A 26,914-nucleotide genomic window follows, 5' to 3' on the forward strand; every position below is an offset into this window, starting at 1 on the left:
CGACAATACGGGCATGTCGGACGGCGCCCACTTGTTGATCCCCTTCGCCTCATGCCTGGCGCCGGGGTCCGGCGAGGCGTTGCGGAGCACTCCCCTGCCCCACCTCGCGAGCCTGCTCACGCGCCTCGTTCCCGGCGAGAAGCCGCCGGGCGACGAGCACTCGCTGTCGATGCCGCACGAGCGCCTGCTCGCCACGCTCCTGGGGCTCCCCACCGTCGACGGCCTCATCCCGTGGGCCGCGCGCGAGGCGTCGCATGAGCGGCTCGGCGGCGCGGACGGCGCCTGGGCCTGGATCACGCCCTGCCACTGGCGCGTGGGCACCGACCACGTGGCCATGGACGTGGTGGCCGACCTGTCCGTAGATGAGCAGCAGTCCCGCACCTGCCTCGAAGCGATGCGCCCTTACTTTGCCGAGGACGGGATCGACCTGCACTATGTCGCGCCCACCCGCTGGCTCGCGCGCGGCGACCTCTTCCGGCAACTGCCCGCCGCATCGCTGGATCGCGTGGAAGGCCGCGTCATCGACCCCTGGATGCCGCGCACGGCCGGCGCCGCGCCGCTGCGCCGCCTGCAGCAGGAGATGCAGATGCTGCTGTACACGCATCCGCTGAACGAGGACCGCATCGCGCGCGGGCTGCTGCCCATCACGTCGTTCTGGGCGAGCGGCACGGGCGCGCTGGGCACCGACAGCGCGGCGTCCACGGCTCCGCCGCGCATCGCCGAAGCCTTGCGCCAGCCCGCGCTGCATGAAGACTGGGCCGCGTGGGCCTCGGCGTGGCGCGAGATCGATGCGACCGAGTGCGCGGCCCTCGTGCAAACGCTGCGCACCGGGGCGCCGGTCCAGCTCTCGTTGTGCGGCGAACGCAGCGCGCGCACCTGGACGAGCGAAGGCGCCGGCGGACTCATGCGCAGGCTCGGTGGCATGATCGCGCCCGTGAAACCCGCCGACGTGCTCGAAGCCCTATGAAGATCATTCCCCGCGACATCCCGCCGCGCGCCGCCTGGGCGCTGGAACAGGCGGGTGTCCATCCGCTGCTCGCGCGGCTCTACGCCGCGCGCGGCGTGCTCGGCAAGGACGAACTCGACGACGGCCTCGCCCGCCTGCTGCCGCCCGCCGGCATGCGGGGCCTCGCGCAGGCCTCCGTGCTGCTGGCCGATGCCATCGCCGGCGACCGGAAGCTGTGCATCGTCGCGGACTACGACTGCGACGGCGCCACCGCCTGCGCCGTCGCCGTGCGCGGCCTGCGCCTCCTCGGCGCGAAGCACGTCGACTACCTCGTGCCCGACCGCGTGATCGACGGCTACGGCCTCACGCCGCCGATCGCACGGCGCGTCAAGCAGCGCGGCGCCGACGTGCTCATCACGGTGGACAACGGCATCGCGAGCGTGGAGGGTGTCGCGACCGCGAACGAGCTGGGCCTGCAGGTGCTGGTGACGGACCATCACCTGCCCGGCGCGCAACTGCCGGACGCCGCGGTGATCGTGAACCCGAACCACCCCGAGTGCGGCTTCGAGAGCAAATCCATTGCCGGTGTCGGCGTGATGTTCTACGTGCTGCTGGCCTTGCGCTCCGAGCTGCGCCAGCGCGGCGTCTTCGATGCGCAGACGCAGCCCAAGCTCGACGCGCTCCTGCCGCTCGTCGCGCTGGGGACTGTGGCCGACGTCGTCAAGCTCGACGCGAACAATCGCCGCCTCGTCGCGCAGGGCCTCAAGCGCATCCGCGCGGGCGCGATGCCCTGCGGACTCGCGAGCCTCTTTGCCGCCGCCGCGCGCAAGCATGCGATGGCCACGACCTTCGACTTCGGCTTCGCGCTCGGGCCGCGCATCAATGCGGCGGGCCGCATGTCCGACATGACGCTCGGCATCGAATGCCTGATGACGGACGACGCCGCGCGCGGCGACGAACTCGCGAAGCAGCTCGACGCGATCAACCGCGAGCGCCGCGAAGTCGAGGGCGACATGCGCGAACAGGCGATGGAAATCGTCGACACGCTGTTCGACGAAGGCGAGGAACCGCCGCCCGCCATCTGCGTGTTCGACCCCGACTTCCACGAGGGCGTGGTGGGCATCGTCGCTTCGCGCGTGAAGGACAAGCTGCACCGCCCCACCTTCGTCTTCGCGGCGAGCCAGGCGCCGGGCAAGGAGCACGAGCTCAAGGGATCGGGCCGCTCGATCCCGGGCTTCCACCTGCGCGACGCGCTCGACCTCGTGGCCAAGCGCCACCCCGGCGTGCTGCTGCGTTTCGGCGGCCATGCGATGGCTGCGGGCTGCACGGTGCCGGAGGACCAGCTCGACGTCTTCGAGAACGCGCTGACGCAGGTCGCTCACGAATGGCTGGACGCCGCGACACTCAAGCGTAGCCTCGCCACAGACGGCCCGCTCGCGCCGGAATACCGCCGCGCCGACCTGGTCGACACGCTGCATCATGAAGTGTGGGGCCAGGGCTTCGCGCCGCCGGTGTTCAGCGAGGAGGTCGAAGTGATTTCACAGCGCCTCGTGGGGGACAAGCACCTGCAGCTGAAGCTGAAGCACCAGGGCCAGCCGGTGGACGGCATCTGGTTCGGCCGCACGGAACCTTTGCCCGCGCGCGTGACGCTCGCGTTCCGGCTCGATGCGGACGAATGGCAGGGGGTGCGGCGCGTGCGCTTCCTGGTGGAAGGCGCCGACGAGCAGGCGTGACTCAGGCGTGCAGGCCAGCGGGGACCGGCGCGCGCTCGTCGTCGAAATAGGCGAAGAGCTTGGCCGCGATGCCGCGCAGCTCGCGGTCCTGCAGGGTGTGCGCGCGTGCCAGCTGCCACATCGCGTACTCGCGGTCGCCCAGCATCATGGAGGTGTTGATGCAGCGGCCATGCCCTGCCATGAGCAGCGCGAAAGCCGAGAGCAGGGAGGTGGGGCAGTAGCGCATGGAGCCGGTCAGGGCGTCGTACTCGTCCGAGGCATCGATCGACGTCAGGGTGATTTCGCTCCAGGGCACATTGACGTGGGCGACGGCGTTGTTCATGACGGGGCTCCTGCGGTGGCTGGGGTTTCTCGTTTCGACCTGGATTGATCCTAGGTCGAGCCCCGCGTCGGCGCGGTCGGCGAGGGCAGGTTCCGTCTGTCGGACGCCTGCCGCCGCCGCGCGTAGTCAATCGCGATGGGCCCTGTCGGCGCAGGTGTAGAAGGTCGAGCGCGGCATGGCGCGCTGGCAGTCGGCCATGGCGACACGCTGCACCGGGGCGGCCGCGTCACGCGTCTGGGCCCTGGCCACCTGCTGGCTGCACAGCATCCAGAACGCGACGAGCTGGCCGATGGCCAGCAGACCGAGGGCGGCCCACATCAGCATGTCTCGGGGCGTGGCGGCGCGGGTGCGGGCGGAAGAGGTGGGCATGTCGGGTTCCTGCGGAAGTTGCAGCGATGTTAGGAAGCCCCTTGCACGGCCGAGTCAGGCCGCAGCCGCGTGAGGCTGTAGGACGGGAGCGCGGCGCGGCGGGAGCCGCCACAATCGCGGCATGCAGAACCTGCTCGACGCGGCCATGACGGCGGCCCGGCTCCCCTATCCCGCCCTGGCCGAGGAGATTCGCCGGCTGCTGGCGGATGCGTCGGTGCAGGTGCCCGAACGGCTCGTGCAGCCCCTCGCCGGAGGCGGCAGCCTGTTCGTCATGCCCGCCTGCGACAGCCGCATCGCGATCGCCAAGCTCATCACGTTCACGCCCGCTAACGCGGGCAGCGGCCGCGCCGCCATCCAGGGCGACGTCGCCGTGTTCGACGTGGCGACGGGCGCGCGCATCGGCCTGCTCGACGGTCCCACCGTCACCGCGCGCCGGACCGCCGCGGTGTCGCTGCTGGCGGCGCAGCATCTCGCACCCAGCGCGGCCGGGCCGCTGCTGGTGGTCGGCGCCGGCGCGCAGGGGCGTGCGCACGTGGAAGCCTTTGCACAGGGGCTCGGCGTGCGCGAGGTCGCGATCGCGTCCCGCAGCGCCGCCAGCGCGCAGGCGCTCTCCGCCCATGCACGGACGCTCGGCCTTGCGGCCCGTGTCGTGGAGGACCCTCACGCGGCGCTCGCGGACTGCCCGCTGGTAGTGACCTGCACACCCGCGAACGCAGTCGTGCTGCGTGCCAGGCCACGCGATGACGCCTTCATCGCGGCCGTCGGCGCCTTCACGCCCGCCATGGTCGAGCTGGACGCCGGCATGTGCCGGGACATGGCGCAACGGGGACGCGTGGTCGTCGATACGCGCGATGCTCAACACGAAGCCGGTGACCTGATCCAGGCCGGCCTGGACGTGTCCTCGTTCCCCACACTGGGCGAGGTCCTGCGCGATGCGGCGCCGGCCGGGCGCGGACCCGTGCTGTTCAAGAGCTGCGGCTGGGCCGGCTGGGACCTGGCCGCCGCCCGCCTGGCGGTCAGGCAAGGGGAAGCGGGATGAAGATTCGCGGCCCGGCGATCCGGATCGCCGCGTCGCAGCGGCTCAGGCCTTGGGCAGCGTGACGCCGCTTTGCCCCTGGTACTTGCCGCCGCGGTCCTTGTAGCTCGTCTCACAGACTTCGTCGCTCTCGAAGAAGAGCACCTGCGCGCAGCCCTCGCCCGCGTAGATCTTCGCGGGCAGCGGCGTGGTGTTGGAGAACTCCAGCGTCACGTAGCCTTCCCATTCCGGTTCGAAGGGCGTCACGTTGACGATGATCCCGCAGCGCGCATAGGTGCTCTTGCCCAGGCAGATCGTGAGCACGTTGCGCGGGATGCGGAAGTACTCCACCGTGCGCGCGAGCGCGAAGCTGTTGGGCGGGATGATGCAGAAGTCGCCATGCATGTCCACGAAGCTCTTCTCGTCGAAGTTCTTCGGGTCCACCACGGTGCTGTGGATGTTGGTGAACACCTTGAACTCGGGCGCGCAGCGGATGTCGTAGCCGTAGCTGGAGGTGCCGTAGCTGATGATCTTGTGGCCCTCGCGCTCGCGCACCTGCTTCGGCTCGAAGGGCTCGATCATGCCGTGCTGCTCCGACATGCGGCGGATCCATTTGTCGCTCTTGATGCTCATGAAGTTCTCTCCTGCCGGGAATTGTAGGGGCGGGGCCCCGCCCCTCAACCGGCGATCACCGCGCGTTCGATCGCCCGGTCGTCCCCGAGCACGATCAGGGAGAAGAGCAGCTCGTCGAGGTTGGCCGCCTGCGCTGTCTTGCGCGCGAGCAGCGGCGTGGCCTTCGGGTCGATCACGATGAAGTCCGCTTCGCAGCCCGGCTGCAGGTTGCCCACGACGCCGTCGAGGCCCAGCGCCTGCGCCGCGCCCGCCGTGTGCTGCCACCAGAGGTTCTGCGGCGACAGCGACACGCCGGGCTTGGTCTGGCCTTCGCGCCCCACGTAGTACGCCGCCAGCATCGTGTGGAAGGGACTGAAGCTCGTGCCGCCGCCGACGTCGCTCGCGAGGCCATGCTTGAAGCCGATGCGCCGGGCGCCTTCGTAGTCGAAGAAGCCGCTGCCGAGGAACAGGTTGCTCGTGGGGCTCACCGCCGCCGCCGCACCGGTGGAGCGCATCAGCGCGCGGTCTTCGTCGTCGAAATGGATGCAATGCGCGTAGATGGCACGCTCGCGCATCAGCCCGAAATCGTCGTAGATCGACAGGTAGCTGCGCGAGGCGGGAAAGAGCTCGCGCGCCCATGCGATCTCGTCGAGGTTCTCCGCGACGTGCGACTGGATCCACACGTCCGGATACCTGGCCGCGAGCTCGCCCGCGCCGCGCAGCTGCGCTTCGGTGCAGCTGGGCGCGAAGCGTGGGGTGATCGCATAGCCCAGCCGGCCGTTGCCGTGCCAGCGCTGGATCAGCGCTTCGGTGTCGACGAGCGATTGCTCCGTCTGGTCGCGCACGCCGTCGGGCGAGTGCCGGTCCTGCAGCACCTTGCCCGCGATCATCCGCATGCCGCGCCCCTGTGCCTCGGTCATGAGCGCATTGACCGACGACGGATGCGATGTCGCGAACGTGAGCGCACTCGTCACGCCGTGGCGCAGCAATTCGTCGACGAAGAAGGTCGCGAGTTCGCCCGCATAGGCCTCGTCCGAGAATTTGGATTCGTGGGGAAAGGTGTAGTTCTCGAGCCAGGGCAGCAGCCCCGGGGCCGGCGAACCGATCACGTCCAGTTGCGGGAAGTGGATATGCAGGTCGATGAAGCCGGGGGCGATGATGCGGCACGGGAGGTGTTCGACGGCGACGCCGGGGAAGTTGCCCGCCAGCGCCTGGTAGCTGCCCGCCGCCCGGACGACGCGCCGCCCCTGCGCATCCGGGCCGACCACCAGCAGGCCGTCCTCGTCGAAGACCGCCGAAGCATCGTCGGCGAAACGGAGAAGGGAGGCTCGAAAGGCGCGCATCGCCCTATTTTGCAATTTTCCCCTGCACGCCCGACACGAGGTAGTTCATGGAGAGGATCTGTTCGTCCGTCAGGGCCTGACCGCGCGCGAGCACTTCATGGCCTTCGTTGTCCACGATCGGCCCCACGAAGGGTCGCAGCTTGCCCGATGCGATGTCCTGCTGGCGCGCGAGCACTTCGCCCTGCACCGACTTCGGCACCTTCGGGCCGAAGTCGCCGACGCGGATCATCCCTTCCTTCACGCCGCCCCACACGTTGCCGCTCTTCCAGGACCCGTCGAGCACCGCCTGCGTGCGGCGCTTGTAGTAGTCACCCCATTGGTGCGTGACGGCGACGATCTGCGCGTCCGGGCCGGCCTTGCGCATGTCCGAGTGGTAGGCCACGGCCATCTTGCCGCGCTCCTGCGCCGCCGTCATCACGGCGGTGGAACCGGTGTGGAACGCGATCACGTCGACGTCCTGGTTGAAGAGCGTCATCGCCGCCTCCCGCTCGCGCGGCGGGTCGAACCAGGCGTTGAGCCACACGACCTTGACCTGTGCCTTCGGGTCCACCGAGCGCATGCCCAGCGTGAAGGCGTTGATGCCTTGCAGCACTTCGGGAATCGGGAAGCCGGCCACGTAACCCGCGACGTGCGACTTCGACATGCGCCCCGCCGCGATCCCCGCGAGGTAGCGGCCTTCGTAATAGCGGGCGTTCGCTGTTGCCACGTTGGGCGCCGTCTTGTAGCCGGTGATGGATTCGAACTTCACATCCGGAAATTCCTTCGCCACCTTCATGGTGGGCTCCATGTAGCCGAAGCTCGGCGTGAAGATGAGCTTGTGGCCCGTCGCCGCGAGATCGCGAATCACGCGCTCGGCGTCGGGGCCTTCGGGCACGTTCTCCACGAAGTCCGCCTTGACCTTGTCTCCGTAGGCCGACTGCACGGCCTGCCGCGCGTCCTCGTGCTGGCGCACCCAGCCGGCCTCGGTGACCGGCGCGACATAGACGAAGCCGATCTTCAGCGGCTCGGCCGCGGCGGCATGAAAGGCGGGAATCGAAAAACAGGCGGCCGCGAGCGCAGCAGCGAGGTTTTTGTACATGGTGGTCCTCTACATGGCCCCGAAAATGAAATTGCCGCTGCGGGGCGCAACGGCGACGATGATTTTACCCAGTCGCGTTGGTCGATGGCTGGGAAGCTCGGTGTAGTCACGCGCTGGGTCGCGTCAGGCAGTGCCCGGTGGGGCTCATACTGCGGCGGTTTTGCTTCGCAAAACTTCCCTGGGATTTCCGGGCTGGGGGCGGGGCCGCAAAAACTCGCTTCGCTAACGCTCTCGCTCAAACACTTGCGGCCAGTCAGTTCACGAAGCGCGCAAGCGCGCCCGCCCCCAGCCCGGAAATCCCAGGCGCCGCAGAAATCGCCCCACCGGGCACCGCCTGCCGCGACCCGGAGAGTGGTACTCGGATGTTCAAACCCGCAGGCACGCCACTCCTCGGGTCGCGTCAGGCGGTAGGCGGCAGGGGCGATTTCTGTGGTGGCTGCTTTCGCTGCTCCGGCGGCGGAGCGCGCTTGCGCGCCTTGTGAACTGACTCACCGCAAGTGTTTGAGCGAGAGCGTCAGCGAAGCGAGTTTTTGCGGTGCCGCCGCCGGAGCAGCGAAAGCAGCGGAGTTTTTGCGAAGCAAAAACCGCCACAGTATGAGCCCCTGCCGCATACCGCCTGACGCGACCAGCGCGCTCTACAAATCACTCAAAGGACGCAAACACCTCGTCGAGTTGCGCACGCCACTTCTTCTTCATCGCCTCATCCACGAAGCTCGCCTCGAAGCTGTTCGCGGCCAGCTGGTAGGCGTGCCTCGCATCCATGCCGGTCGCCGCGAAGGTCTGCAGGAAGTTGTCGTTCATGTAGCCGCCGAAGTACGCCGGGTCATCCGAGTTCACCGTCGCAACGATGCCCGCGTCGAGCAGCTGCTTCAGGTTGTGGTCTTCCAGTTTCGGGAACACGCACAGCTTCAGGTTGGACAACGGGCACACCGTGAGCGGAATGCGGTCCTTTGCCAGCCGCTTCATCAGCGCGGGATCCTTCACCGACTGCACGCCGTGGTCGATGCGCTCCACGTGCAGGGTGTCCAGCGCCGTCCAGACGTACGCGGGCGGGCCCTCTTCGCCCGCATGCGCGACGAGGTGCAGGCCGAGTTCGCGGCAGCGCTCGAACACGCCCGCGAACTTCTCGGGGGGATGGCCCACCTCGCTCGAATCGAGGCCCACGCCGATGAACTTGTCCCGGAAGGGCATGGCCTCCTCCAGCGTCGCGAAGGCCTCGGCCTCGCTCAGGTGGCGCAGGAAGCACAGGATGAGCGAACCGTCCACGCCGAGCCGCGCACGCGCGTCTTCGCAGGCGCGATGCAGGCCGTCGATCACCGTGCGCATCGCGACACCCCGCGCCGTGTGCGTCTGCGGATCGAAGAACAGTTCCGCGTGCACCACGTGGTCCGCGGCGGCGCGCTCGAAGTACGCCCACGCCATGTCGTAGAAGTCCTGCTCCTTGAGCAGCACACTCGCCCCGGCGTAGTAGATGTCCAGGAAGCTTTGCAGGTTGGTGAAGGCATAGGCGCGCCGCAACGCCTCGACGCCCGGGTACGCAAGCTTCACGCCGTTGCGCTGCGCGAGCTCGAAGATCAGCTCGGGCTCGAGCGAGCCCTCGATGTGGATGTGCAGTTCGGCCTTCGGCATGCGGCGCAGCAGCTCGGGCAGGCGTGCGGGGGAAATGTCGGGGTGTTGGTTCATGGAGTCGGCGACGCAGAAAAATACACATGCAGGATATCGCGCCGACGCAGTCGCAACAGCTCGTTACCAAATAGTCCTGCTCATCCAGCCGGCCCCTCAGGTTGCTCCCATTGACGGCATGAAGCCTGCATGACCGAATGGGCCCGGCGCGCGCATTACCAGTGCCCGCGCCGAGCGGATCCAAGTATCAACCGAAACTTTCGGCGCGCCTACGAGGCACGCCGATCGACTGCCCAAGGAGGGTAAGCAGTGAAAATCCTATCCAGGACATGGATGCCGGCGTGCGCGTCGGCGGTGGCTGCGGCGATGCTCGCGGCCTGCGGTGGCGGCGCTGATACGGCCTCCACCAATTCCTCGGCCCAGGCCCCGCTGGCGGCGGCCCAGGCCCCCGCCCCGCTTCGAGCGCAGCCCTCCCCCTCCGGCGAGGTCACCAGCACACCGGTCGACACCGACCGCGGCAGCCGGGTCGGGCAGGCGCGCAAGAACAACGTGTACATCGTGCAGCTGGACGAAAAGCCGGTCACCGCGTACGACGGAAGCATCAAGGGCCTGCAGGCGACCAAGCCGAAGAAGGGCCAGAAGATCGACCCGAACTCGCCGGCCGTCGTCAACTACATGGCGCACCTCGCGTCCAAGCACGACGCCGCGATCCAGGGCGTCGGCGGCGCCAAGAAGCTCTATAGCTACGGCTATGTCTACAACGGCTTCGCGGCCGAACTCACGGACGCGCAGGTCGCCAAGCTCTCGCAGGCCAAGGGCGTGCTCGCGGTGAGCAAGGACGAAGTGCGCAGCATGGACACCTCGTCCACGCCCAACTTCCTGGGCCTCGCGGGCTCGGGCGGTTTCTGGAACACGACCGGCGCCAAGGGCGAAGGCGTGATCATCGGCATGGTCGATTCGGGCATCTGGCCCGAGTCCCTCAGCTTCACCGACCGCACCGGCACGAACGGCAATGCGTCCAAGGACGGCAAGCTGGACTACCAGCAGATCCCCGGCTGGAACGGCAAGTGCACGCCCGGCGACCAGTTCTCCGGCACGGATTGCAACCAGAAGCTGATCGGCGCGCGTTACTACAACGCGGGCTGGGGCGGCAATGCAGGCGTCGCCGCGGCCTTCCCCTTCGAGTACAACTCGCCGCGCGACTGGGGCGGCCACGGCACGCACACGGCCAGCACGGCGGGCGGCAACAGCGGCGTGCCGGTCACCGGCCCCGCGGCGCCCTTCGGCACGATCAGCGGCATGGCGCCGCGCGCGCGCATCGCGGCGTACAAGGTCTGCTGGGCGGTCGAGCCGGAAGGCGGCTGCTTCTCGTCGGACAGCGTCGCGGCCATCGACCAGGCGGTCGCGGACGGCGTGGACGTGATCAACTTCTCCATCAGCGGCTCGACGACGAACTTCCGCGACCCCGTGGAAATCGCCTTCCTGTTCGCGGCGGACGCGGGCGTCTTCGTCGCGGCCTCCGCCGGCAACAGCGGCCCCACGGCCAGCACCGTGGCGCACCCCGGCCCGTGGCTCACCACGGTGGCGGCAGGCACGCACAACCGCACGGCGGTGGGCTCGGTCACGCTCGGCAACGGCACGACCTACAACGGCATCTCGCTGGCGGCCACCGCCGCGGGTCCGGCCGGGTTCATCGACGCCAGCGCCGCAGCACTCCCGGGCGCGAGCACGGCCTCCGCGGGCCTGTGCTTCTCGGCGTCCTGGAACGGCGGCACCCCCGTGCTCGACCCGGCCAAGGTCTCCGGCAAGGTCGTCCTGTGCGACCGCGGCACCAACGACCGCGTGAACAAGAGCCTCGCGGTGAAGGAAGCCGGCGGCATCGGCATGGTGCTGGTCAACGTCGCACCGGGCTCGTCGCTGAACGCCGACTACCACTCGGTGCCCACCGTGCACGTCGACGACACGGCGCGTCCGTCGCTCAAGGCCTATGCCGCCACGACGGGCGCCACGGCGACCGTCGCGAAGGGCACCTTCGACTTCAGCGCGCCGGCGCCGTTCACCGCCTCGTTCTCCTCGCGCGGCCCCTTGCTCGCCGGCGGCGGCAGCCTGCTCAAGCCCGACCTGATCGCGCCGGGCAACGACATCCTCGCGGCGGTCGCGCCCCCGGGCAACTCGGGCCGCAGCTTCGACCTGTACAGCGGCACCTCGATGTCCAGCCCGCACGTGGCCGGCCTCGCGGCGCTGTTCAAGCAGCTGAAGCCCACGTGGTCCCCGATGGCGATCAAGTCCGCGCTGATGACGACCGGCACCGACGTGCTCGACGGCCCCAACACCAACCCGCTGGTGATCTTCCGCCAGGGCGCGGGCCACGTGAAGCCGATCGCGGCGACGGACCCCGGCCTGGTGTTCGATTCGGGCTACGCGGACTGGCTGGGCTTCCTGTGCGGCACGCAGCTGCCGGCCTCGTTCTGCACTTCGTCGGGCATCCCGGTGCTGAACCCGAGCGACATGAACGTCGCGTCGATCGCGCTGGGCGCCCTGCCGGGCGTGCAGACCGTGACGCGCCGCGTGACGAACGTGAGCAACACCACTGCCACTTACAACGCCAGCCTCACCGGCATGGCGGGCTTCACGGTGGCCGTGAACCCCGCGACCTTCACGATCGCGCCCGGCCAGACGAAGTCGTTCACCACGACCTTCACCCGCACCACGGCGGCGCCGCTGCTCACGTACGCGGGCGGGCAGCTCACGCTCTCCGACGGCACGCACAACGTGCGCATCCCGATCGTCGCGCGGCCGGTGGCCATGGGCGCGCCGACCGAGGCGAGCGGTTCGTACAACGTGACCTTCGGCTACGACGGCGCATTCACCGCGACGGCGCGCGGGCTCGTGCCGGCGGCCAAGCAGCCGGGCTCGGTCGCGACGAACGGCGCGGTGGACTTCACCGTGACGCTGCCAGCGGGCATGACGCACGTCCGCTTCTCGACCTTCGACAGCGACGTGAGCCAGGCGAGCGACCTCGACATGGAGGTGTACTACGGCGGCAACCTCGTGGGCTCCAGCGGCGGCGCCACGGCGCAGGAAGAAGTGAGCTTCCGCAACCCGCCGGCGGGCACGTACACCGTGCGCGTGATCGGGTTCGCGGTGCCCTCGGGCGCGGCCAACTTCAACCTGTACAGCTGGCAACTGGGTGCCGCGGCCACGGGCAACATGACGGTGACCGCGCCGTCGACGGCGACCACCGGCCAGGCCGGCACCATCAACATCGCGACCAGCGGCTTGACCCCGGGCACGAAGTACATGGGCTCGGTGGCCTACAGCGGCACGAGCAACCTGCCCAACCCGACGATCATCCGCGTCGATCCGTGATGAGGTGAGCGATGGCCGCTCGCGCGGCCTGAATAAAAAAAGCCCGGCCATGCCGGGCTTTTTTTTCTTCGCCTCAAAAGCCCCACTTCGACCCCGCGCCGAACGCCGTCGCCACGCCCAGCGCAAGGAAAAGCAGCGCCGCCACGATCCGCACCAGCCGCAACGGGATGCGATGCGCCGCCCGGTCCCCCAGCAGCACGGCCGGCACGTCGGCGATCAACATCCCCAGCGTCGTGCCCGCCACGACTTCGAACAGCGAGTTGTACTTCGCCGCGAGCGCGATGGTCGCGAGCTGCGTCTTGTCGCCGACTTCGGCCAGGAAGAAGGCGACGAGCGTCGTGCCGAAGGCGCCGAAGGCCGCGAACTTCGCGTCGTCCTCCAGCTTGTCGGGAATCAGCGTCCAGGCCGCCATGGCGACGAAGGACGCGGCCAGGATCAGGCGCAGGGTCTGCGGCTCGACCAGCGAGGTCAGCCAGGCGCCCAGCGCCCCGGCCAGGCCGTGGTTGACCACGGTGGCGGCCAGGATGCCCAGGATGATGGGGATGGGTTTGCGGAACTTGGTGGCCAGGAGAAAGGCCAGCAGCTGGGTCTTGTCGCCGATTTCCGCGACCGCGACGATGCCGGTCGATACGAGGAATGCTTCCATGAATGCTCCAGGCCGGGATGAACGAAGTCCAATGACTACGCGCCTCCCGGCCGAGGGGTGGCGGCGTAGTCAAAGGTCTTGCCAGGCTGGATGCTGCTTGCACCATGGCCGCGAGGGCCAAGTGTGTTGATGCAAGCTCCTTCGGGGCGGAAGGACGGCTACTCCCCAATGACCGCACGATTCTAGCCGGGGGCGTTCACCCGCGCCCGCCGGGGGGCTTCAGTCGCGGCGGCCGTCGCGGTGGTGGCGTTCCCAGCCGCCGCCATGGTGGTGGGTGCGTGCCCATTCGCGGCGCTGCCATTCGGCACGGCGCCAGGCGCGCTCCTCATACGTGGTGCGGAAGTAGATCGGCGCGGGGCCGAGGTAGATCGGCTCGGACTCGACGTACACCGGGCGCTGTTCGTAGTACGGCCGGGGTTGCACGTAGACCGGGCGGGGCTGCACGTACACGGGCGCGGGCTCCACGTACACCGGCGCGCCTTGCAGGCCGATGGAGAAGAAGACGTCGCTGCGGGCATGCGCCGCGGAGGCGGCACCGAGGCCCGCGACCGCCAGGGCGGCGCCTGCGAGCAATTTGGCGGAGAGAGAGGCTTTCATGTGGACTCCTTGGTTGGGATGGGTCCATCATCTGCCTGCCTGCATGAACGCTGACTGAACGGATCGCAGAAATCCGTTCAGGCTGCGGGAAGCGCGATGCGCACGCGCCCCCCGCCCCATTCCGAGCGCTCCAGCTTCAGTTCCCCCTCGTGGCTGGCCACCAGGTCGTTCACCACCGCCAGGCCCACCCCGTGCCCGGGCACCTGCTCGTCGGCGCGCACATGCAGCTGCAGGATGGCCTGCGTGTCGCCGAAGCCCTTGCCGTCGTCGTCGATCTCCAGCACGAGGCGCCTGCGCTCGGTCCACGCTTTCACGCGCACCCGGTGCACGGCCCACTTGGCCGCGTTGTCCATGACGTTGCCGAGCATCTCGAAGGCATCGCCCTCGTCGATGCGCCAGCTGAGGCCGGCCGGGCAGTCGATGGCGAAGTCCAGCGACTTGTCCGCGTAGACCTTCTGCAGGGAGTCCCGGATGCGATGCAGCACCGGCGCGATCGCAAGGTGCGGCGCGAAACGCGCCAATCCGCTGGCCGCCGCGCGGCCGAGCTGGTGCTGCACGATGTCGTCCATGCGCGCCACCTGCTGCGTCACCGCGGCCGGCAGCTCCGCGGGCTCGTGCAGCGCGCCGCGCAGCACGGCCAGGGGCGTCTTCAGGCTGTGCGCGAGAAAACTCAGCGCCTCCTTGTAGCGCGTCTGGCGCACGCGCTCCTGCTTGATGAGCGTGTTGAGGTTGCCGGTGAGCGCGGCGATCTCGGCGGGATAGCGCCCTTCGACCTCGGACTGCTCGCCCTGTTCGATGCGCCGCACTTCGCGCGCCACGCGGCGCAGCGGCGACAGGCCCCATTCGAGCAGCAGCGTCTGCGAGAGCAGCAGCAAGAGCGAAGCCCCCGCGAGCCAGGTCCACATGGTGCGTTCGAAGACAGCGATCTCGCGGTTGAATTCCGACTTGTCCTCCAGCACCGAGAGCACCAGCGGCACGGGCTGCGTCTTGCCCGCCCAGCTCACGCCGTAGCTCGCGGCGAGGTAGGTGCGGCCCTGCGTGGTGCGCGTGTCGTAACGCCATTGCCCGACGGGCACGTCGCGCTGGAAGGGAGGCTCCGCGCCCACGGTGGAAGGCGACTGCCACTCCTCGCGCTTCGCGACGTTGACGACATTGGCATACAGCCCGGAGGCGGGCAGCGACAGGCGCGGCTCGGGAAAGGACGGCGGCATGACGAGCGCGCCCGCGTCGTCGATCTCCGCGCCGGCGAGCAGCAGGTACACCGTGCTTTGCAGCTGCGCGAAGCGCTGGGTGAGCACGCTGTCCTGGTGCGCGCGCTGCACCGCCCAGCCCGCGCCCGCGACGAAAGTGACCAGCACCACGGCGGCGCCCAGGATCAGGCGCGCGCGGATGGAGTCCTGGACCTTCATTGGAGCGTGAGGCGGTACCCCCGGCCGCGCAGGGTTTCGATGGGCGCGAGCGTGCCGTCCGCGTCGAGCTTGCGGCGCAGGCGGCCGATCAGCACCTCCAGCACGTTGCTGTCGCGGTCCTCGTCGTGCGGGTACAGGTAATCGGCGAGCTCCTGCTTGGTCACCACGCGCGCGCGCTCGCGCACCAGGAATTCGAGCACGCGGTATTCGAAGGCGGTGAGGTCCAGCGGCTCGCCGTGGAGCTTCGCGGACTGCGCGGAGAAGTCGATGGCGAGCGGCCCGAGCGTGAGCACGTCGGAGGTGGCCTTGAGCGAGCGGCGCAAGAGCGCCTTCACGCGGGCGGCGAGCTCCGGGTATTCGAAAGGCTTGACGAGGTAGTCGTCGGCGCCCGCCTCCAGCCCCGTCACCTTGTCCTGCCAGCTGCCGCGCGCGGTGAGGATCAGGATGGGGAGGGTGCGGCCGTCGGCGCGCAGCTGCTCCACCACGGAAAGGCCGCTCCGCTTGGGCAGACCAAGGTCGACGATGGCGAGGTCGACGGGATATTCGCGCGCCTGGAAGAGGCCGTCTTCCCCGTCATTCGCCTGGTCGACGCGGTAGCCGTCCGCTTCGAGCTGGCGAGCCAGCGTGAGCCGCAGCGGCGCCTCGTCCTCGATCAGCAGCAGGCGCATGGCATTACAGCGGCCGGCCCGTGGCGGCGTCGATCAGGATCACGCGGACCTCGCCCTGCGCCGTGACCACCTTCACGCGCCACACGACGCGCCGGCCCGCCTCGGACCGCTCCACCGACAGAACGCGCCCGTTGGTCATGCGCTGCGCGACGGCGGCCGCGTCGTCCCGGCTCACGTCGGCCCATGCGGGGCCGGTGAGAAGGAGGAGGACGAGCAGGATCGGCAGGATGAGCAGGTTCATTTTCAGCGGAAGCAGCCAGAGACGTCTGCGCATGTTATTACCTTCCGGCAGGCTCGACCGAAACCCGGACCTGCAGGCTGGGGCCGGGGTTCTCGCGCATCAGCGTGGTGAACTGCTGGCCGCGGTACTCGTAGGCGACGCGGTAGCCGGTGAGGCGGTTCTGCACCTCGTTGACGGTGCGGCATGTGGTCACTTCGCGCGGGACTTCCTGGTACTGCTGCACCCGGTCGCCGTTGGCGATGCGGTCGCCCGCCAACGCGCCGACCACGGCGCCGAGCGCGGTGGCGGCTTCGCGGCCGTGGCCCTGGCCGACCTGGTTGCCGAGCACCGCACCGGCCACGCCTCCGACCACCACACCGCCGTAATTGCGGTCGCCGTCCACGCGGCGCACCTCGCTTACCAGCTGGCGGCTGCACTCCTCGCGCGGGACGCTGACGCTCTCGAACTGCGGATCGGCGCTGCGCACCCGTGCGTTGTCCAGGTAGGTCTCGGCGTGCGCGCCGGCGGCTGCGGCGGCGATCAGGGAGGCGATGGCGATGCGGTTCATGAGGGCTCCTTCGGTTGTGATGGAGCGATCATCCGGGTGCCTGCATGAATGCAGGCTGAACGAACAGGATTCAGGCCGCGGGCGGCTTCACGGGCACCCGGGTCCGTACGGCGGCCAGGACGGCGAGCGTCGCCACGCAGCAAATCGCGCCCGCGTAGAACGTGGCGGCCGGCCCCCCGGCGTCCCACAGCACGCCCGCCAGCACGCTGGCGGCCAGCATCGCGACGCCGCTCACCAGGTTGAACAGGCCGAAGGCCGTGCCACGCAGTTCGGCCGGCGCGGCATCCGCGACCATCGCGGCCAGCAGGCCCTGCGTCATGCCCATGTGCAGTCCCCAGAGCACCACCCCGGCCATCACCACGCTCCAGTGGGCCGCCAGCGCCAGGACGACATCGGCGGCCAGCAGCACGGCCACGCCGATCGCCAGCAGGCGCAGGTGGTCGACGCGGTCGGCGAGCTTGCCGAAGGGGTAGGCGGAAGCGGCATAGACGAGGTTCATCGCCACCAGCACCAGCGGCACCAGCGCGATGGGAAAGCCCGTGCCCTGCGCGCGCAGCACCAGGAATGCCTCGCTGAAGCGCGACAGGGTGAACGCCGCGCCGATCGCGACGATCCACCAGAACGCGGCGGGCAGGCGCTTCATCGACTCGCGGCGAAGCGGATTGACGCGCTGCTGCGCCGGCGGCCGCGCCGGCTCGCGCAGGCCGAAGCACAACAGCAGCACAGCCAGCGCGCCCGGGATGACCGCGACCCAGAACACGCGGTGGAAGTCGTTGGACCAGAGCAGCATCAAGCCCACGGCGACCAGGGGGCCCGCGAACGCGCCCACCGTGTCCAGCGACTGCCGCAACCCGAACGCGGCGCCGCGCAGGTGGGCGGGCGTGATGTCCGCGACGAGGGCATCGCGCGGCGCGCCGCGGATGCCCTTGCCGACCCGGTCGATGAAGCGGGCGCACACGACGACGCCGAGCGAATTCGCCATGGCGAACAGAGGCTTGCTCGCAGCGCCCATGCCGTAGCCGAGCACCGCCAGGCCCTTGCGCTTGCCGAGGTAGTCGCTCAGCGTGCCGGAGAAGATCTTCACGATCAGCGCCGTCGCCTCGCCCAGGCCTTCGACCAGCCCGACCGCCGTCGCGCTCGCACCCAGGCCCGTCATCATGAACACCGGCAGCAGGCTGTGGATCATCTCCGAGGAGATGTCCATGAGCATGCTGACGAGGCCGAGGACCCAGACGCCCGCGGGGATGCGCGCAGCGGCCATGTTCAGTTGCTCGAAGCCGGCAGGGGCGCCCTGGAGCGGCCGGGCGGGCACGGCAGCGGCGCGCCGCGCTCGCCGAGGTGGTAGTCCAGCTCGCCCGCGGCGGATTGCAACCGCACGCGCCAGCCCTTCACCAGCGCCTGCGTATAGAGCACGCCTTCGCGCGGGCACCCCAGGCTCGCGTCGGGCCAGGTGACGCGCTCCACCGACAGCACTTGCAGTTCGCCTTCGGGGATGCCGGCGCGTCGCACCGCATCCTCGCGCGCGGCCGCCACGGCGGCAGCGGGGTCGGCCCACTGGCTGCGCGCGGTGATGGGTGCCAGCAGCGACGCAGCGACCAGGACGGATCGGATCAGGAAAGTGTGCACAGCATCCAAGGATACGCGGCGCCCATGAAAAAAGCGCGGCAGCGCCGCGCTTTTCGGGGAAGGAGCAATTGGCTTACTTCTTGTCGCCGCCGGGGACCTTGCCTTCCACGCCCTTGACATAGAAGTTGATGCCGCCGAGCTGCGCATCGCTGCCGGTCCATTCCTTGCCTTCGGCGTCCTTGATGGGCTTGCCGTCCTGGCCCATGATGGGGCCCTTCCAGATCGAGAAGCTGCCGTCCTTCAGGCCGGCGCGCACTTCGTCGACCTTCTTCTTGGCGTCTTCCGGCACGTCGGCGGCGATGGACACCATGTCGATCGCGCCTTCCTTCACGCCCCACCAGGTCTTCTCGGCGGAGGTGGCCCACTTGCCTTCCAGCGCGTCGCGCGTGGCCTTGATGTAGTACGGCGCCCAGTTGATCGCCGCGGAGCCCAGGTGCGCCTTCGGGCCGTAGGCCGTCATGTCGCTGTCCCAGCCGAAGGCGCGCTTGCCCATCTTCTCCGCCGTCTGCAGCACGGCCGACGAGTCGGTGTTCTGCATCAGCACGTCGGCGCCGCCGTTGATGAGGGACGTCGCGGCCTCGGTTTCCTTGGGCGGGCTGAACCACTCGTTCACCCACACCACCTTGACCTTCACCTTCGGGTTCATCGACTGCGCGCCGAGCGTGAAGCTGTTGATGTTGCGGATCACTTCCGGGATCGGGATCGAGCCGACCACGCCCAGCGTGTTCGTCTTGGTCATCTTGCCCGCGATCACGCCCGCCATGTACGCGCCTTCGTACGTGCGGCTATCGTAGGCGCGCATGTTCGGGGCGTTCTTGTAGCCGGTAGCATGCTCGAACTTCACGTCCTTGCTGTCGGCGGCGACCTTGAGCATCGGCTCCATGTAGCCGAAGGTCGTGCCGAAGATCAGCTTGTTGCCCTGGGACACCATGTCGCGCAGCACGCGCTCGGCGTCGGCCGATTCCGGCACCTTCTCGACGAAGCTCGTGACGATCTTGTCGCCGAATTCCTTCTCGATCGCCTTGCGGCCGTTGTCGTGCGCGAAGGTCCAGCCGCCGTCGCCCACCGGGCCGACGTAGGCGAAGGCGATCTTCAGGGGTTCGGGCTTGGGCGCGGGGGCCGCGGCGGAGGCCACGGGGGCTGGCGCGGCGGGCGCGGGCGCCGGTGCCTCTGTCTTGCTGCATCCTGCAAGCGCCGCAGCCGCCATCGCGGTCAGCGCGGCAAGCTTCAGCATCGATCGCTTCTTCGAGTCAATCATGGCCGGGGTCCTTCTCCATAGGTGTGACGAAAACGGTGATTATGAGCCGGGATAAAACGGCTTGCCCAGCGACGCCGGCATGTTGATGCGGATCCAGGCCGGGTTGCGCGAAATGAGGGCCAGCACCACGATGGTCGCCAGGTAGGGGAGCATCGTGAGGAACTGGCTGGGGATGTCCACGCCGATGCCCTGGAAGTGAAACTGCAACATGGTGACGCCGCCGAACAGGTAGGCCCCCAGCAAGACCCGGGCCGGGCGCCAGGTGGCGAAGGTGGTGAGCGCCAGCGCGATCCAGCCCTTGCCCGCCACCATGCCCTCCACCCAGAGCGGCGTGTACACGACGGAGATGTAGGCCCCCGCCAGGCCGCACAGCGCGCCGCCTGCGACGACGGCGGCCAGGCGGATGCGGCGCACCGGGTAGCCCAGGGCATGCGCGGATTCGGGCGACTCGCCCACCGACCGCAACACCAATCCGGTGCGGGAGCGGTACAGGAACCAGATCAGCCACGCCACGAGCGCCATGGTGAGGTACACCATCGGGTGCTGGCGGAAGAGCGCGGGGCCGAGCAGCGGGATGTCGCCCAGGAGGGGAATCGAGAAGTGCGGCCGCTCCGGCAACTTCTCCTGCACGTACTTGATGCCCGCGAAGGCGGAAAAGCCCGCGCCGAACAGGCTGAGCGCGAGGCCGGTCGCGTACTGGTTGGTATTGAGCCAGATCACGAGCAGGCCGAAGAGGAAGGCGAGCACCGCGCCCGCGCCCATGCCGGCGGCGAAGCCGATCCAGTCGTTGCCGGTATGCACCACGGTCGCGAACCCGGCGACGGCGGCGCACAGCATCATGCCTTCGGCGCCCAGGTTGACGATGCCGGCCTTCTCGTTGATCAGGAGGCCCAACGCCGCGATGGCGAGCACCGTGCCCGCATTGAGCGTTGCCGCGAACAGCAGTGCGTAGGATTCCATCAGGCCGATTCCTTCAGCGCGGGCCGCGCCGCGAAGCGCAGGCGGTAGGCCATGAGGGTGTCACAGGCCAGCAGCGTGAACAGCAGCAGGCCCTGGAACACGCCGGTCAGCGACTTGGGCAGCCCCAGGCGGGACTGCGCGAGCTCGCCGCCGATGTAGAACATGCTCATGAGCACCGCAGAGAACACCATCCCCACCGGGTGCAGCCGCCCGACGAAGGCGACGATGATGGCCGCGAAACCGTAGCCCGCCGGCACGTACGGCGTGAGCTGGCCGATCGGCCCCGCGACCTCGAGCGCGCCCGCGAGCCCCGCCGCGCCGCCGGAGGTGAGCAGCGCGATCCACAGTGCCTTGCGCGAGGAAAAGCCGGCATAGCGCGCGGCGGCGGGCGCGAGCCCGCCGACCTGCTGCGCGAACCCCGCGCGCGTGCGGAACAGGAACACCCAGAGCGCCGCCACGCCCGCCAGCGCGATGAGCAGGCCGATGCTCACGCGCGACCCCTGCATCAGGCGCGGAATCTGCGTGATCGCGTCGAAATTCTTGGTCTGCGGGAAGTTGTAGCCCGCAGGGTCCTTCCAGGGCCCGTAGACCAGGTAGCTGAGGACCATGTCCGCGACGTACACCAGCATCAGGCTCACGAGGATCTCGTTCGCGTTGAACCGGTCGCGCAGCAGCGCCACGAATCCGGCCCAGGCCATGCCCCCGAGGATGCCCGCCAGCACGATCGCCATCACGATCCAGCGGCCGGTGTCCTTGCCCGCGAGCAGCGCCACGCCACCGGCGGCCACCGCGCCGATGATGAACTGGCCCTCCGCCCCGATGTTCCATACGTTGGAGCGGAAGCACACCGCCAGGCCCAGGGCGATGACGAGCAGCGGCGTGGCCTTGACCGTCAACTCGCCCAGCGCGTACGGCGACTTGATCGGCTCCCAGAAAAACACCTGGAGTCCCTTCACCGGGTCCTTGCCGAGCGCGACGAAGAGGATCACGCCGATGACCACGGTGATCAGCAGCGCGAGGATCGGCGAGGCCACGCTCCAGAATTTCGAGGCCTGCGGCCGGGGCTCAAGCTTGAGCATGCATGTCACCCTGTCCCGACGTCCACAAACCGCTCATCCACTCGCCCACTTGCGGCACCGTCGCCTGCGCGCGGGCGATGGACGGCGAGAGCCGCCCCTTCGCGATCACATGCAGGCGGTCGCACACTTCGAACAGCTCGTCGAGCTCTTCGCTCACCACGAGCACCGCGCAGCCGGCATCGCGCAGGGCGAGGATGGCGCCGCGGATCTGCGCCGCCGCGCCGACGTCCACGCCCCAGGTGGGCTGCGAGACGATGAGGAGCTTCGGGTTCGCGTCGATCTCGCGGCCCACGATGAACTTCTGCAGGTTGCCGCCGGACAGCGACTTCGCCGCCGCGTCGGGCCCGCCGGCCTTCACGTTGAAGCGGGCGATGATGTCCTTCGCCTGCTGCTGCAGGGTCTTCACGCGGATCCATCCGCCCCGGCCGATCGCGTCGTCGCGCGTGAGCAGCAGGTTGTGCGCGAGCCCGAGCGTGGGCACCGCGCCGCGGCCCAGCCGCTCCTCCGGCACGAAGTGCACGCCCAGCGCGCGGCGCTGCGCCGGGCCGAGGCGCGCGGCATCGCGGCCGAACACCTGGATCATCGGCGCCTGCGCGCGCGTGTCCTCGCCCGAGAGCGCGTACAGCAACTCCTTCTGGCCGTTGCCCGACACGCCGGCGATGCCGACGACCTCGCCGGCGCGCACTTCGAGCGTGACGCCGTCCAGGTCCACGCCGAACTGGTCACCCCGCGGCAGGCGCAGGTCGCGCACGGCCAGCACGACCTCGCCGGCCTGGCGCTCGTGGTGCTCGAGCTGCGGCGGCTCCGCGCCGATCATGAGCCGCGAGAGCGACGCGTTCGATTCGTCCTGCGGGTTGCACACGCCCGTCACCTGGCCGCCGCGCAGCACGGTGCACGCGGTGCACAGCTCGCGGATTTCGTGCAGCTTGTGGCTGATGTAGAGGATGCTGCAGCCCTCGGAGGCCAGCTTGTTCAGCACCACGAAGAGCTTCTCCACCGCCTGCGGGGTCAGCACGGAGGTGGGTTCGTCCAGGATCAGCAGCTTGGGGTTCGTGAGCAGGGCCCGGATGATCTCCACGCGCTGCATCTCGCCCACCGAGAGCGTATGGACGGGCCGCTGCGGATCGATGTCGAGGCCGTACTCGCCCGCCTTGGCGGTGATGCTTTGCGTCACCTGCGCGAGCGTGAGGTGCTTGTCCAGTCCCAGCCACACGTTCTCCGCCACGGTGAGCGTGTCGAACAGGCTGAAATGCTGGAACACCATGCTGATGCCCAGCGCCCGCGCCTCCTGCGGGTTGCGCACGTGCACGGGCTCGCCGTTCCACAGCACGCTGCCCTCGTCGGGCTTGACGCTGCCGTAGATGATCTTCATGAGGGTGGACTTGCCCGCGCCGTTCTCGCCGAGGACGGCATGGATCTCCCCGGGCTGGACGGTGAGCGACACGTCGCTGTTGGCGACGACCGCCGGGTAGCGCTTGGTGATGTGGGCGAGCTGGAGCCGGGCGGTCACGGGCGTCGTCCTCCGGTGCGCATCGTGACCTGCGCACTCTCGCGGGAAGCTGCGAAGTGAAACATTCTCAGTACTGCCCGAAAGGCCTGACAACACCTAACATGCGTTGATATGGAATCCAAGACCCTCCGATTCATCCGCCGCGGCGAGCTGGTTGCGCTGGACAATGTACCACCCGCGCGCACGCTGCTGGAAGTGCTGCGCGAGGATCTCGCGTGCACCGGCACCAAGGAAGGCTGCGGCGAGGGCGATTGCGGCGCCTGCACCGTGGTGCTGGGCGAGGTCGAGGGTGGCGCGCTGCGCTATCGCGCGATCAACAGCTGCATCCGCCTCGCGCATTCGGTGGACGGCATGGCGCTGTGGACGGTGGAAGACCTCGCGGCCGGCGACGGCACCCTGCACCCGGCGCAGGAGGCGATGGTGCGCTCCCACGGCTCCCAATGCGGCTTCTGCACCCCCGGCTTCGTCATGAGCCTGTTCGGGATGTACCAGAACCACGTGTGCAAGGGCGAGGCCGTGACGCGGGAGCTCGCGCAGGAAGAACTCTCGGGCAACCTGTGCCGATGCACGGGCTACCGGCCCATCCTCGAGGCGGCGCAGGAGATGGCGAAGCTGCCCGCGGTGCGCGTGAACGAGAAGGCGCTGCGCGCGCAACTGGCCGCGCTGCGGCCCGCGCCGGACGCCGGCGGCTACATGCGGCCGGCATCGCTCGCCTCGCTGCTCGCATTGCGCGCCGCGCACCCCCAGGCGCAGGTCGTCGCCGGCTGCACCGACGCCGGCCTGTGGGTGACGAAGATGCACATGGAATTCGCGCAGGTGCTCGACGTGACCGCGGTGGAGGAATTGCGGCGCGTGGAACGCTTCGCGAACCACATCGCCATCGGCGCGGCGGTGACCCTGGAGGATGCCTACGGCGCCCTCGCCGCCGACCGCCCGCAACTCAAGACCTTCGCGAACCGCTTCGCCGGGTTGCCGGTGCGCAATTCCGGCACGCTGGGAGGCAACGTCGCGAACGGCTCGCCCATCGGCGACTCGATGCCGCTGCTCATCGCGCTGGGCTCGAGCATCGTGCTCATGAGCGCGCGCGGCCATCGCGAGATGCCGCTCGAAGACTTCTACACCGGCTATCGCAAGAACGTGCTCGCCCCCGATGAAGTGCTCGCGTGGATCAAGGTGCCGCTGCCGCGCCAGGACGAGTTCCTGCGCGCCTACAAGATCAGCAAGCGCTATGACGACGACATCTCCGCCGTGTGCCTCGTGGTGAACCTCGCGCTGCAGGACGGCGTGGTGGCGCAGGCCGGCATCGGCGCCGGCGGCGTGGCCGCGACGCCCGTACGCGCCGTGCAGGCCGAAGCCGCCCTGCGCGGCAAGCGCTGGACGGCCGACGCGGCGCAAGCGGCCGCGGCATCGCTGCGCGCGCAGTTCCAGCCGATCAGCGACATGCGCGCCTCCGCCGCCTACCGCAGCGAAGTCCTGGGCAACCTGATGCAGCGCTTCTGGCTGGAGAGCCAGGGCGTGCAGGGGATCAACCTGGAGTCCATCACGATCAGCGAGGTGTCTGCATGAACATGCGGGACAAGGAATTCAACGCGTCGACCGGCGGCGGGCCGGGCGGGCCGGCCGACGCGGGCGAGCGCAACCTCGCGCCCGGCACGGACTCGCCGCATGCCGAGGCGGACACGGGCCGCGCGATGGGCAGTTCGCGGCCGCACGAGAGCGCGAGGGCGCAGGTCGCCGGCAGCGCCCCCTATGTCGACGACATCCCGGAGGTCAAGGGCACACTGCATGCGGCGCCGATTCTCTCCAGCGTCGCGCACGGCAAGCTGCGCGGCGTGGATGCGGCCGCGGCACTCGCCATGCCGGGCGTGCGCGGCGTTGTGCTCGCGGCGGACATCCCCGGCGACCCGATGCTGGCGACCTTCGTCGGCGACGAACCGATCTTCGCGCGCGACACCGTGCAGCATGTCGGCCAGGTGATCGGCCTCGTCGTCGCGGACACCGTGATGCAGGCGCGCCGCGCGGCCCGCAAGGTCCAGCCCGACATCTCGCCGCTCGCGCCGATCCTGTCGCCGCGCGACGCGCACGCCGCGAAGAGTTACGTGCTGCCGCCGGTGACGGTGCGGCGCGGCGACGCCGACGGCGCGTTGAAGCAGTCCGTCCACACCATGACGGGACACCTCGAAGTCGGCGGGCAGGAGCACTTCTACCTCGAAGGGCAGGTGGCGTACGCGCTGCCGCTGGAGCAGGACCAATGGTGGATCCACTCCAGCACCCAGCACCCCGGAGAGATCCAGCACTGGGTCGCGCATGCGCTCGGGCTGGAGAACAACGCGGTGACGGTGGAGTGCCGGCGAATGGGCGGCGGCTTCGGCGGCAAGGAGACGCAGGCCGGGCACCTCGCGGTGTGGGCGGCGCTCGCCGCGCGCAAGTTCAGGCGGCCGGTGAAACTGCGGCTGGACCGCGACGACGACTTCATGATCACCGGCAAGCGCCACCCCTTCGCCTACGACTACACCGTGGGCTACGACGGCAGCGGCCTCGTCACGGCGCTCAAGCTCACGATGCTCGCGAACTGCGGCTTCTCCGCGGACCTGTCCGGCCCCGTCGCCGACCGCGCGATCTTCCACGCCGACAACGCGTACTTCCTCTCGGACGTCGAGATCGTGTCCTACCGCTGCAAGACGAACACGCAGAGCCACACGGCCTTCCGCGGCTTCGGCGGGCCGCAGGGCGTGATCGTGATCGAGGCAATCCTCGGCGACATCGCGCGCAGGCTCGGGCTCGACTCGCTGGACGTGCGCCTGCGCAACCTCTACGGCGTGGAAGACCGCAACGTCACGCACTACCGGATGAAGGTGGAGGACAACATCCTGCATCCGCTCATCATGCAGCTCGAGCGCGACGCGCGGTACCGCGAACGCCGCGCGGAGGTCGCCGCGTGGAACGCGAAGGGCGGCGTCATCCGGCGCGGCATCGCAATCACGCCGGTCAAGTTCGGCATCAGCTTCACCGCCACCTTCTTCAACCAGGCCGGCGCGCTGGTGCACGTGTACACCGACGGCAGCGTGCAGGTGAACCACGGCGGCACGGAGATGGGCCAGGGCCTCAACACCAAGGTCGCGCAGATCGTCGCGGACGAGCTCGGCGTGCCGTTCGAGCGCGTGCGCTCCACGGCGGCCGACACGAGCAAGGTGCCCAACGCGTCGGCGACGGCGGCGTCCAGCGGCACGGACCTGAACGGCCGCGCGGCGCAGTTCGCGGCGCGCAACGTGCGCGACAACCTCGCGGCCTTCGTGAGCGGGCTCGACGGCTGCGGCGCGGGCGCGGTCAGCTTCGCGGGCGGCCGCGTGACGACGCCCAAGTCCACGCGCAGCTTCGACGAGGTCGTGAAGGCCGCGTACGCGAACCGCATCCAGTTGTGGAGCGACGGCTTCTACCGCACGCCGAAGATCCACTACGACAAGGCCACGCTCACCGGCCGGCCTTTCTATTACTTCGCCTACGGCGCGGCTTGCAGCGAGGTCGCGATCGACACGCTCACCGGAGAGAGCCGCGTGCTGAAGGTCGACATCCTGCACGACGTGGGCACGAGCCTGAACCCCGCGATCGACCTCGGGCAGATCGAAGGCGGCTTCGTGCAGGGCATGGGCTGGCTCACCACCGAGCAGCTGGTGTGGAACGACAAGGGCCTGCTCGCCACGCACGCCCCCAGCACCTACAAGATCCCGGCGACGGGCGACATTCCCGCGCACTTCAAGGTGAGCTTCTGGCACGAAGCCAACCGCGAGGACAACGTGGGCGGCAGCAAGGCCGTGGGCGAACCGCCCTTCATGCTCGCGATCAGCGTGTGGGAAGCCCTGCGCGACGCGGTCAGCGGTGCGCGCGCCGACGGCTCGGCCGCCGGCATGCCGGCACCCGCGACGGCCGAGACGGTGTTGCGCGCGCTGCGCTGAGCGACGCGGC

At 69.3% G+C, this 26,914-nt stretch carries 24 protein-coding genes and 1 riboswitch; of the genes, 6 read left to right on the top strand and 18 right to left on the bottom strand.

Annotation, left to right across the window (positions count from 1 at the left end):
* Positions 1-13 precede the first annotated feature (13 nt).
* Positions 14-967, top strand: a complete 954-nt coding sequence (locus tag I5803_RS09495) for a phosphoglycerate mutase (RefSeq protein WP_196986126.1) — start codon at positions 14-16, stop codon at positions 965-967.
* On the top strand, positions 964-2,679 hold the full coding sequence (gene recJ, locus I5803_RS09500) for a single-stranded-DNA-specific exonuclease RecJ (RefSeq protein WP_196986127.1): 1,716 nt from the start codon (positions 964-966) through the stop codon (positions 2,677-2,679). Before I5803_RS09495 ends, recJ begins: the two co-directional genes overlap by 4 nt.
* A 1-nt stretch (position 2,680) precedes the next feature.
* On the opposite strand, the gene I5803_RS09505 is transcribed toward recJ, so the two are convergent.
* Positions 2,681-3,001 carry a hypothetical protein gene (locus tag I5803_RS09505; RefSeq protein ID WP_196986128.1) on the bottom strand — a complete coding sequence of 107 codons (321 nt, stop codon included), beginning with the start codon at positions 2,999-3,001 and terminating at the stop codon, positions 2,681-2,683.
* Between the two features lie 126 nt (positions 3,002-3,127).
* Entirely contained in the window at positions 3,128-3,370 is a 243-nt protein-coding gene (locus tag I5803_RS09510; protein ID WP_196986129.1) for a hypothetical protein, read from the bottom strand.
* Positions 3,371-3,491: 121 nt separating this feature from the next.
* Between I5803_RS09510 and I5803_RS09515 the strand changes: the two genes are divergently transcribed.
* Positions 3,492-4,409, top strand: coding sequence for a delta(1)-pyrroline-2-carboxylate reductase family protein (locus I5803_RS09515; protein WP_196986130.1), 918 nt, complete (start codon positions 3,492-3,494; stop codon positions 4,407-4,409).
* A gap of 42 nt (positions 4,410-4,451) precedes the next feature.
* On the opposite strand, the gene dcd is transcribed toward I5803_RS09515, so the two are convergent.
* From dcd to I5803_RS09535, 4 genes are all read right to left on the bottom strand, one after another.
* Positions 4,452-5,018 (bottom strand): dCTP deaminase, encoded by a 567-nt coding sequence (gene dcd, locus I5803_RS09520; RefSeq protein ID WP_196986131.1) that lies wholly within the window; start codon positions 5,016-5,018, stop codon positions 4,452-4,454.
* Between the two features lie 44 nt (positions 5,019-5,062).
* Complete coding sequence (gene guaD, locus I5803_RS09525; RefSeq protein WP_196986132.1) at positions 5,063-6,340, bottom strand: guanine deaminase; 1,278 nt, start codon at positions 6,338-6,340, stop codon at positions 5,063-5,065.
* 4 nt (positions 6,341-6,344) lie between these two features.
* Entirely contained in the window at positions 6,345-7,418 is a 1,074-nt protein-coding gene (locus tag I5803_RS09530; RefSeq protein WP_196986133.1) for a BMP family ABC transporter substrate-binding protein, read from the bottom strand.
* 642 nt (positions 7,419-8,060) lie between these two features.
* Positions 8,061-9,101, bottom strand: a complete 1,041-nt coding sequence (locus I5803_RS09535) for an adenosine deaminase (protein WP_196986134.1) — start codon at positions 9,099-9,101, stop codon at positions 8,061-8,063.
* A 249-nt stretch (positions 9,102-9,350) separates the two neighbouring features.
* Between I5803_RS09535 and I5803_RS09540 the strand changes: the two genes are divergently transcribed.
* Positions 9,351-12,410 (top strand): S8 family serine peptidase, encoded by a 3,060-nt coding sequence (locus tag I5803_RS09540; protein ID WP_196986135.1) that lies wholly within the window; start codon positions 9,351-9,353, stop codon positions 12,408-12,410.
* Between the two features lie 73 nt (positions 12,411-12,483).
* Here I5803_RS09540 and I5803_RS09545 read toward each other — a convergent pair whose 3' ends face one another.
* The 12 genes from I5803_RS09545 to I5803_RS09600 all read right to left on the bottom strand — a co-directional run bounded on the left by I5803_RS09545 (position 12,484) and on the right by I5803_RS09600 (position 22,951).
* Entirely contained in the window at positions 12,484-13,056 is a 573-nt protein-coding gene (locus I5803_RS09545; protein WP_196986136.1) for a TMEM165/GDT1 family protein, read from the bottom strand.
* A gap of 1 nt (position 13,057) precedes the next feature.
* A riboswitch (yybP-ykoY riboswitch) is annotated at positions 13,058-13,235 on the bottom strand.
* Between the two features lie 40 nt (positions 13,236-13,275).
* A complete protein-coding gene (locus tag I5803_RS09550) occupies positions 13,276-13,653 on the bottom strand; it encodes a PXPV repeat protein (RefSeq protein WP_196986137.1) in 378 nt (125 codons plus the stop codon).
* Between the two features lie 77 nt (positions 13,654-13,730).
* Entirely contained in the window at positions 13,731-15,062 is a 1,332-nt protein-coding gene (locus I5803_RS09555) for an ATP-binding protein (RefSeq protein ID WP_196986138.1), read from the bottom strand.
* Positions 15,059-15,730 (bottom strand): response regulator transcription factor, encoded by a 672-nt coding sequence (locus I5803_RS09560; RefSeq protein WP_196986139.1) that lies wholly within the window; start codon positions 15,728-15,730, stop codon positions 15,059-15,061. The genes I5803_RS09555 and I5803_RS09560 overlap by 4 nt, the downstream gene beginning before the upstream one ends.
* A 4-nt stretch (positions 15,731-15,734) precedes the next feature.
* A complete protein-coding gene (locus I5803_RS09565) occupies positions 15,735-16,004 on the bottom strand; it encodes a PepSY domain-containing protein (RefSeq protein ID WP_231402379.1) in 270 nt (89 codons plus the stop codon).
* A 4-nt stretch (positions 16,005-16,008) separates the two neighbouring features.
* On the bottom strand, positions 16,009-16,518 hold the full coding sequence (locus I5803_RS09570; RefSeq protein WP_196986140.1) for a glycine zipper 2TM domain-containing protein: 510 nt from the start codon (positions 16,516-16,518) through the stop codon (positions 16,009-16,011).
* A 70-nt stretch (positions 16,519-16,588) separates the two neighbouring features.
* Positions 16,589-17,779 (bottom strand): MFS transporter, encoded by a 1,191-nt coding sequence (locus I5803_RS09575; RefSeq protein WP_196986141.1) that lies wholly within the window; start codon positions 17,777-17,779, stop codon positions 16,589-16,591.
* A 2-nt stretch (positions 17,780-17,781) separates the two neighbouring features.
* Entirely contained in the window at positions 17,782-18,144 is a 363-nt protein-coding gene (locus I5803_RS09580) for a DUF8738 domain-containing protein (RefSeq protein ID WP_196986142.1), read from the bottom strand.
* 73 nt (positions 18,145-18,217) lie between these two features.
* Entirely contained in the window at positions 18,218-19,402 is a 1,185-nt protein-coding gene (locus I5803_RS09585; protein ID WP_196986143.1) for a BMP family ABC transporter substrate-binding protein, read from the bottom strand.
* Between the two features lie 39 nt (positions 19,403-19,441).
* Positions 19,442-20,362: an ABC transporter permease gene (locus tag I5803_RS09590; RefSeq protein WP_196986144.1), complete on the bottom strand. Its 921-nt coding sequence runs from the start codon at positions 20,360-20,362 to the stop codon at positions 19,442-19,444.
* Positions 20,362-21,441, bottom strand: a complete 1,080-nt coding sequence (locus I5803_RS09595; RefSeq protein WP_196986145.1) for an ABC transporter permease — start codon at positions 21,439-21,441, stop codon at positions 20,362-20,364. The genes I5803_RS09590 and I5803_RS09595 overlap by 1 nt, the downstream gene beginning before the upstream one ends.
* Complete coding sequence (locus I5803_RS09600; RefSeq protein WP_196986146.1) at positions 21,428-22,951, bottom strand: ABC transporter ATP-binding protein; 1,524 nt, start codon at positions 22,949-22,951, stop codon at positions 21,428-21,430. The genes I5803_RS09595 and I5803_RS09600 overlap by 14 nt, the downstream gene beginning before the upstream one ends.
* A 111-nt stretch (positions 22,952-23,062) precedes the next feature.
* On the opposite strand from I5803_RS09600, the gene xdhA reads away from it, so the two are divergent.
* Entirely contained in the window at positions 23,063-24,517 is a 1,455-nt protein-coding gene (xdhA, locus tag I5803_RS09605) for a xanthine dehydrogenase small subunit (RefSeq protein ID WP_196986147.1), read from the top strand.
* The gene (gene xdhB / locus I5803_RS09610) at positions 24,514-26,904 is read left to right on the top strand and encodes a xanthine dehydrogenase molybdopterin binding subunit (RefSeq protein ID WP_196986148.1); all 2,391 of its coding nucleotides are present in this window, start codon (positions 24,514-24,516) and stop codon (positions 26,902-26,904) included. The genes xdhA and xdhB overlap by 4 nt, the downstream gene beginning before the upstream one ends.
* Positions 26,905-26,914: the final 10 nt, after the last annotated feature.

It is taken from the genome of Caenimonas aquaedulcis (assembly GCF_015831345.1).
Classification (GTDB): Bacteria; Pseudomonadota; Gammaproteobacteria; order Burkholderiales; family Burkholderiaceae_C; genus Ramlibacter; species Ramlibacter aquaedulcis.

Excerpts from the sequence above, each read along its gene's own strand:
- I5803_RS09495 (WP_196986126.1), top strand. The coding sequence starts at position 14 with ATGTCGGACGGCGCCCACTTGTTGATCCCCTTCGCCTCATGCCTGGCG.
- recJ (WP_196986127.1), top strand. The coding sequence starts at position 964 with ATGAAGATCATTCCCCGCGACATCCCGCCGCGCGCCGCCTGGGCGCTG.
- I5803_RS09505 (WP_196986128.1), bottom strand. The coding sequence starts at position 3,001 with ATGAACAACGCCGTCGCCCACGTCAATGTGCCCTGGAGCGAAATCACC.
- I5803_RS09510 (WP_196986129.1), bottom strand. The coding sequence starts at position 3,370 with ATGCCCACCTCTTCCGCCCGCACCCGCGCCGCCACGCCCCGAGACATG.
- I5803_RS09515 (WP_196986130.1), top strand. The coding sequence starts at position 3,492 with ATGCAGAACCTGCTCGACGCGGCCATGACGGCGGCCCGGCTCCCCTAT.
- dcd (WP_196986131.1), bottom strand. The coding sequence starts at position 5,018 with ATGAGCATCAAGAGCGACAAATGGATCCGCCGCATGTCGGAGCAGCAC.
- guaD (WP_196986132.1), bottom strand. The coding sequence starts at position 6,340 with ATGCGCGCCTTTCGAGCCTCCCTTCTCCGTTTCGCCGACGATGCTTCG.
- I5803_RS09530 (WP_196986133.1), bottom strand. The coding sequence starts at position 7,418 with ATGTACAAAAACCTCGCTGCTGCGCTCGCGGCCGCCTGTTTTTCGATT.
- I5803_RS09535 (WP_196986134.1), bottom strand. The coding sequence starts at position 9,101 with ATGAACCAACACCCCGACATTTCCCCCGCACGCCTGCCCGAGCTGCTG.
- I5803_RS09545 (WP_196986136.1), bottom strand. The coding sequence starts at position 13,056 with ATGGAAGCATTCCTCGTATCGACCGGCATCGTCGCGGTCGCGGAAATC.
- I5803_RS09550 (WP_196986137.1), bottom strand. The coding sequence starts at position 13,653 with ATGAAAGCCTCTCTCTCCGCCAAATTGCTCGCAGGCGCCGCCCTGGCG.
- I5803_RS09555 (WP_196986138.1), bottom strand. The coding sequence starts at position 15,062 with ATGAAGGTCCAGGACTCCATCCGCGCGCGCCTGATCCTGGGCGCCGCC.
- I5803_RS09560 (WP_196986139.1), bottom strand. The coding sequence starts at position 15,730 with ATGCGCCTGCTGCTGATCGAGGACGAGGCGCCGCTGCGGCTCACGCTG.
- I5803_RS09565 (WP_231402379.1), bottom strand. The coding sequence starts at position 16,004 with ATGCGCAGACGTCTCTGGCTGCTTCCGCTGAAAATGAACCTGCTCATC.
- I5803_RS09570 (WP_196986140.1), bottom strand. The coding sequence starts at position 16,518 with ATGAACCGCATCGCCATCGCCTCCCTGATCGCCGCCGCAGCCGCCGGC.
- I5803_RS09575 (WP_196986141.1), bottom strand. The coding sequence starts at position 17,779 with ATGGCCGCTGCGCGCATCCCCGCGGGCGTCTGGGTCCTCGGCCTCGTC.
- I5803_RS09585 (WP_196986143.1), bottom strand. The coding sequence starts at position 19,402 with ATGATTGACTCGAAGAAGCGATCGATGCTGAAGCTTGCCGCGCTGACC.
- I5803_RS09590 (WP_196986144.1), bottom strand. The coding sequence starts at position 20,362 with ATGGAATCCTACGCACTGCTGTTCGCGGCAACGCTCAATGCGGGCACG.
- I5803_RS09595 (WP_196986145.1), bottom strand. The coding sequence starts at position 21,441 with ATGCTCAAGCTTGAGCCCCGGCCGCAGGCCTCGAAATTCTGGAGCGTG.
- xdhA (WP_196986147.1), top strand. The coding sequence starts at position 23,063 with ATGGAATCCAAGACCCTCCGATTCATCCGCCGCGGCGAGCTGGTTGCG.
- xdhB (WP_196986148.1), top strand. The coding sequence starts at position 24,514 with ATGAACATGCGGGACAAGGAATTCAACGCGTCGACCGGCGGCGGGCCG.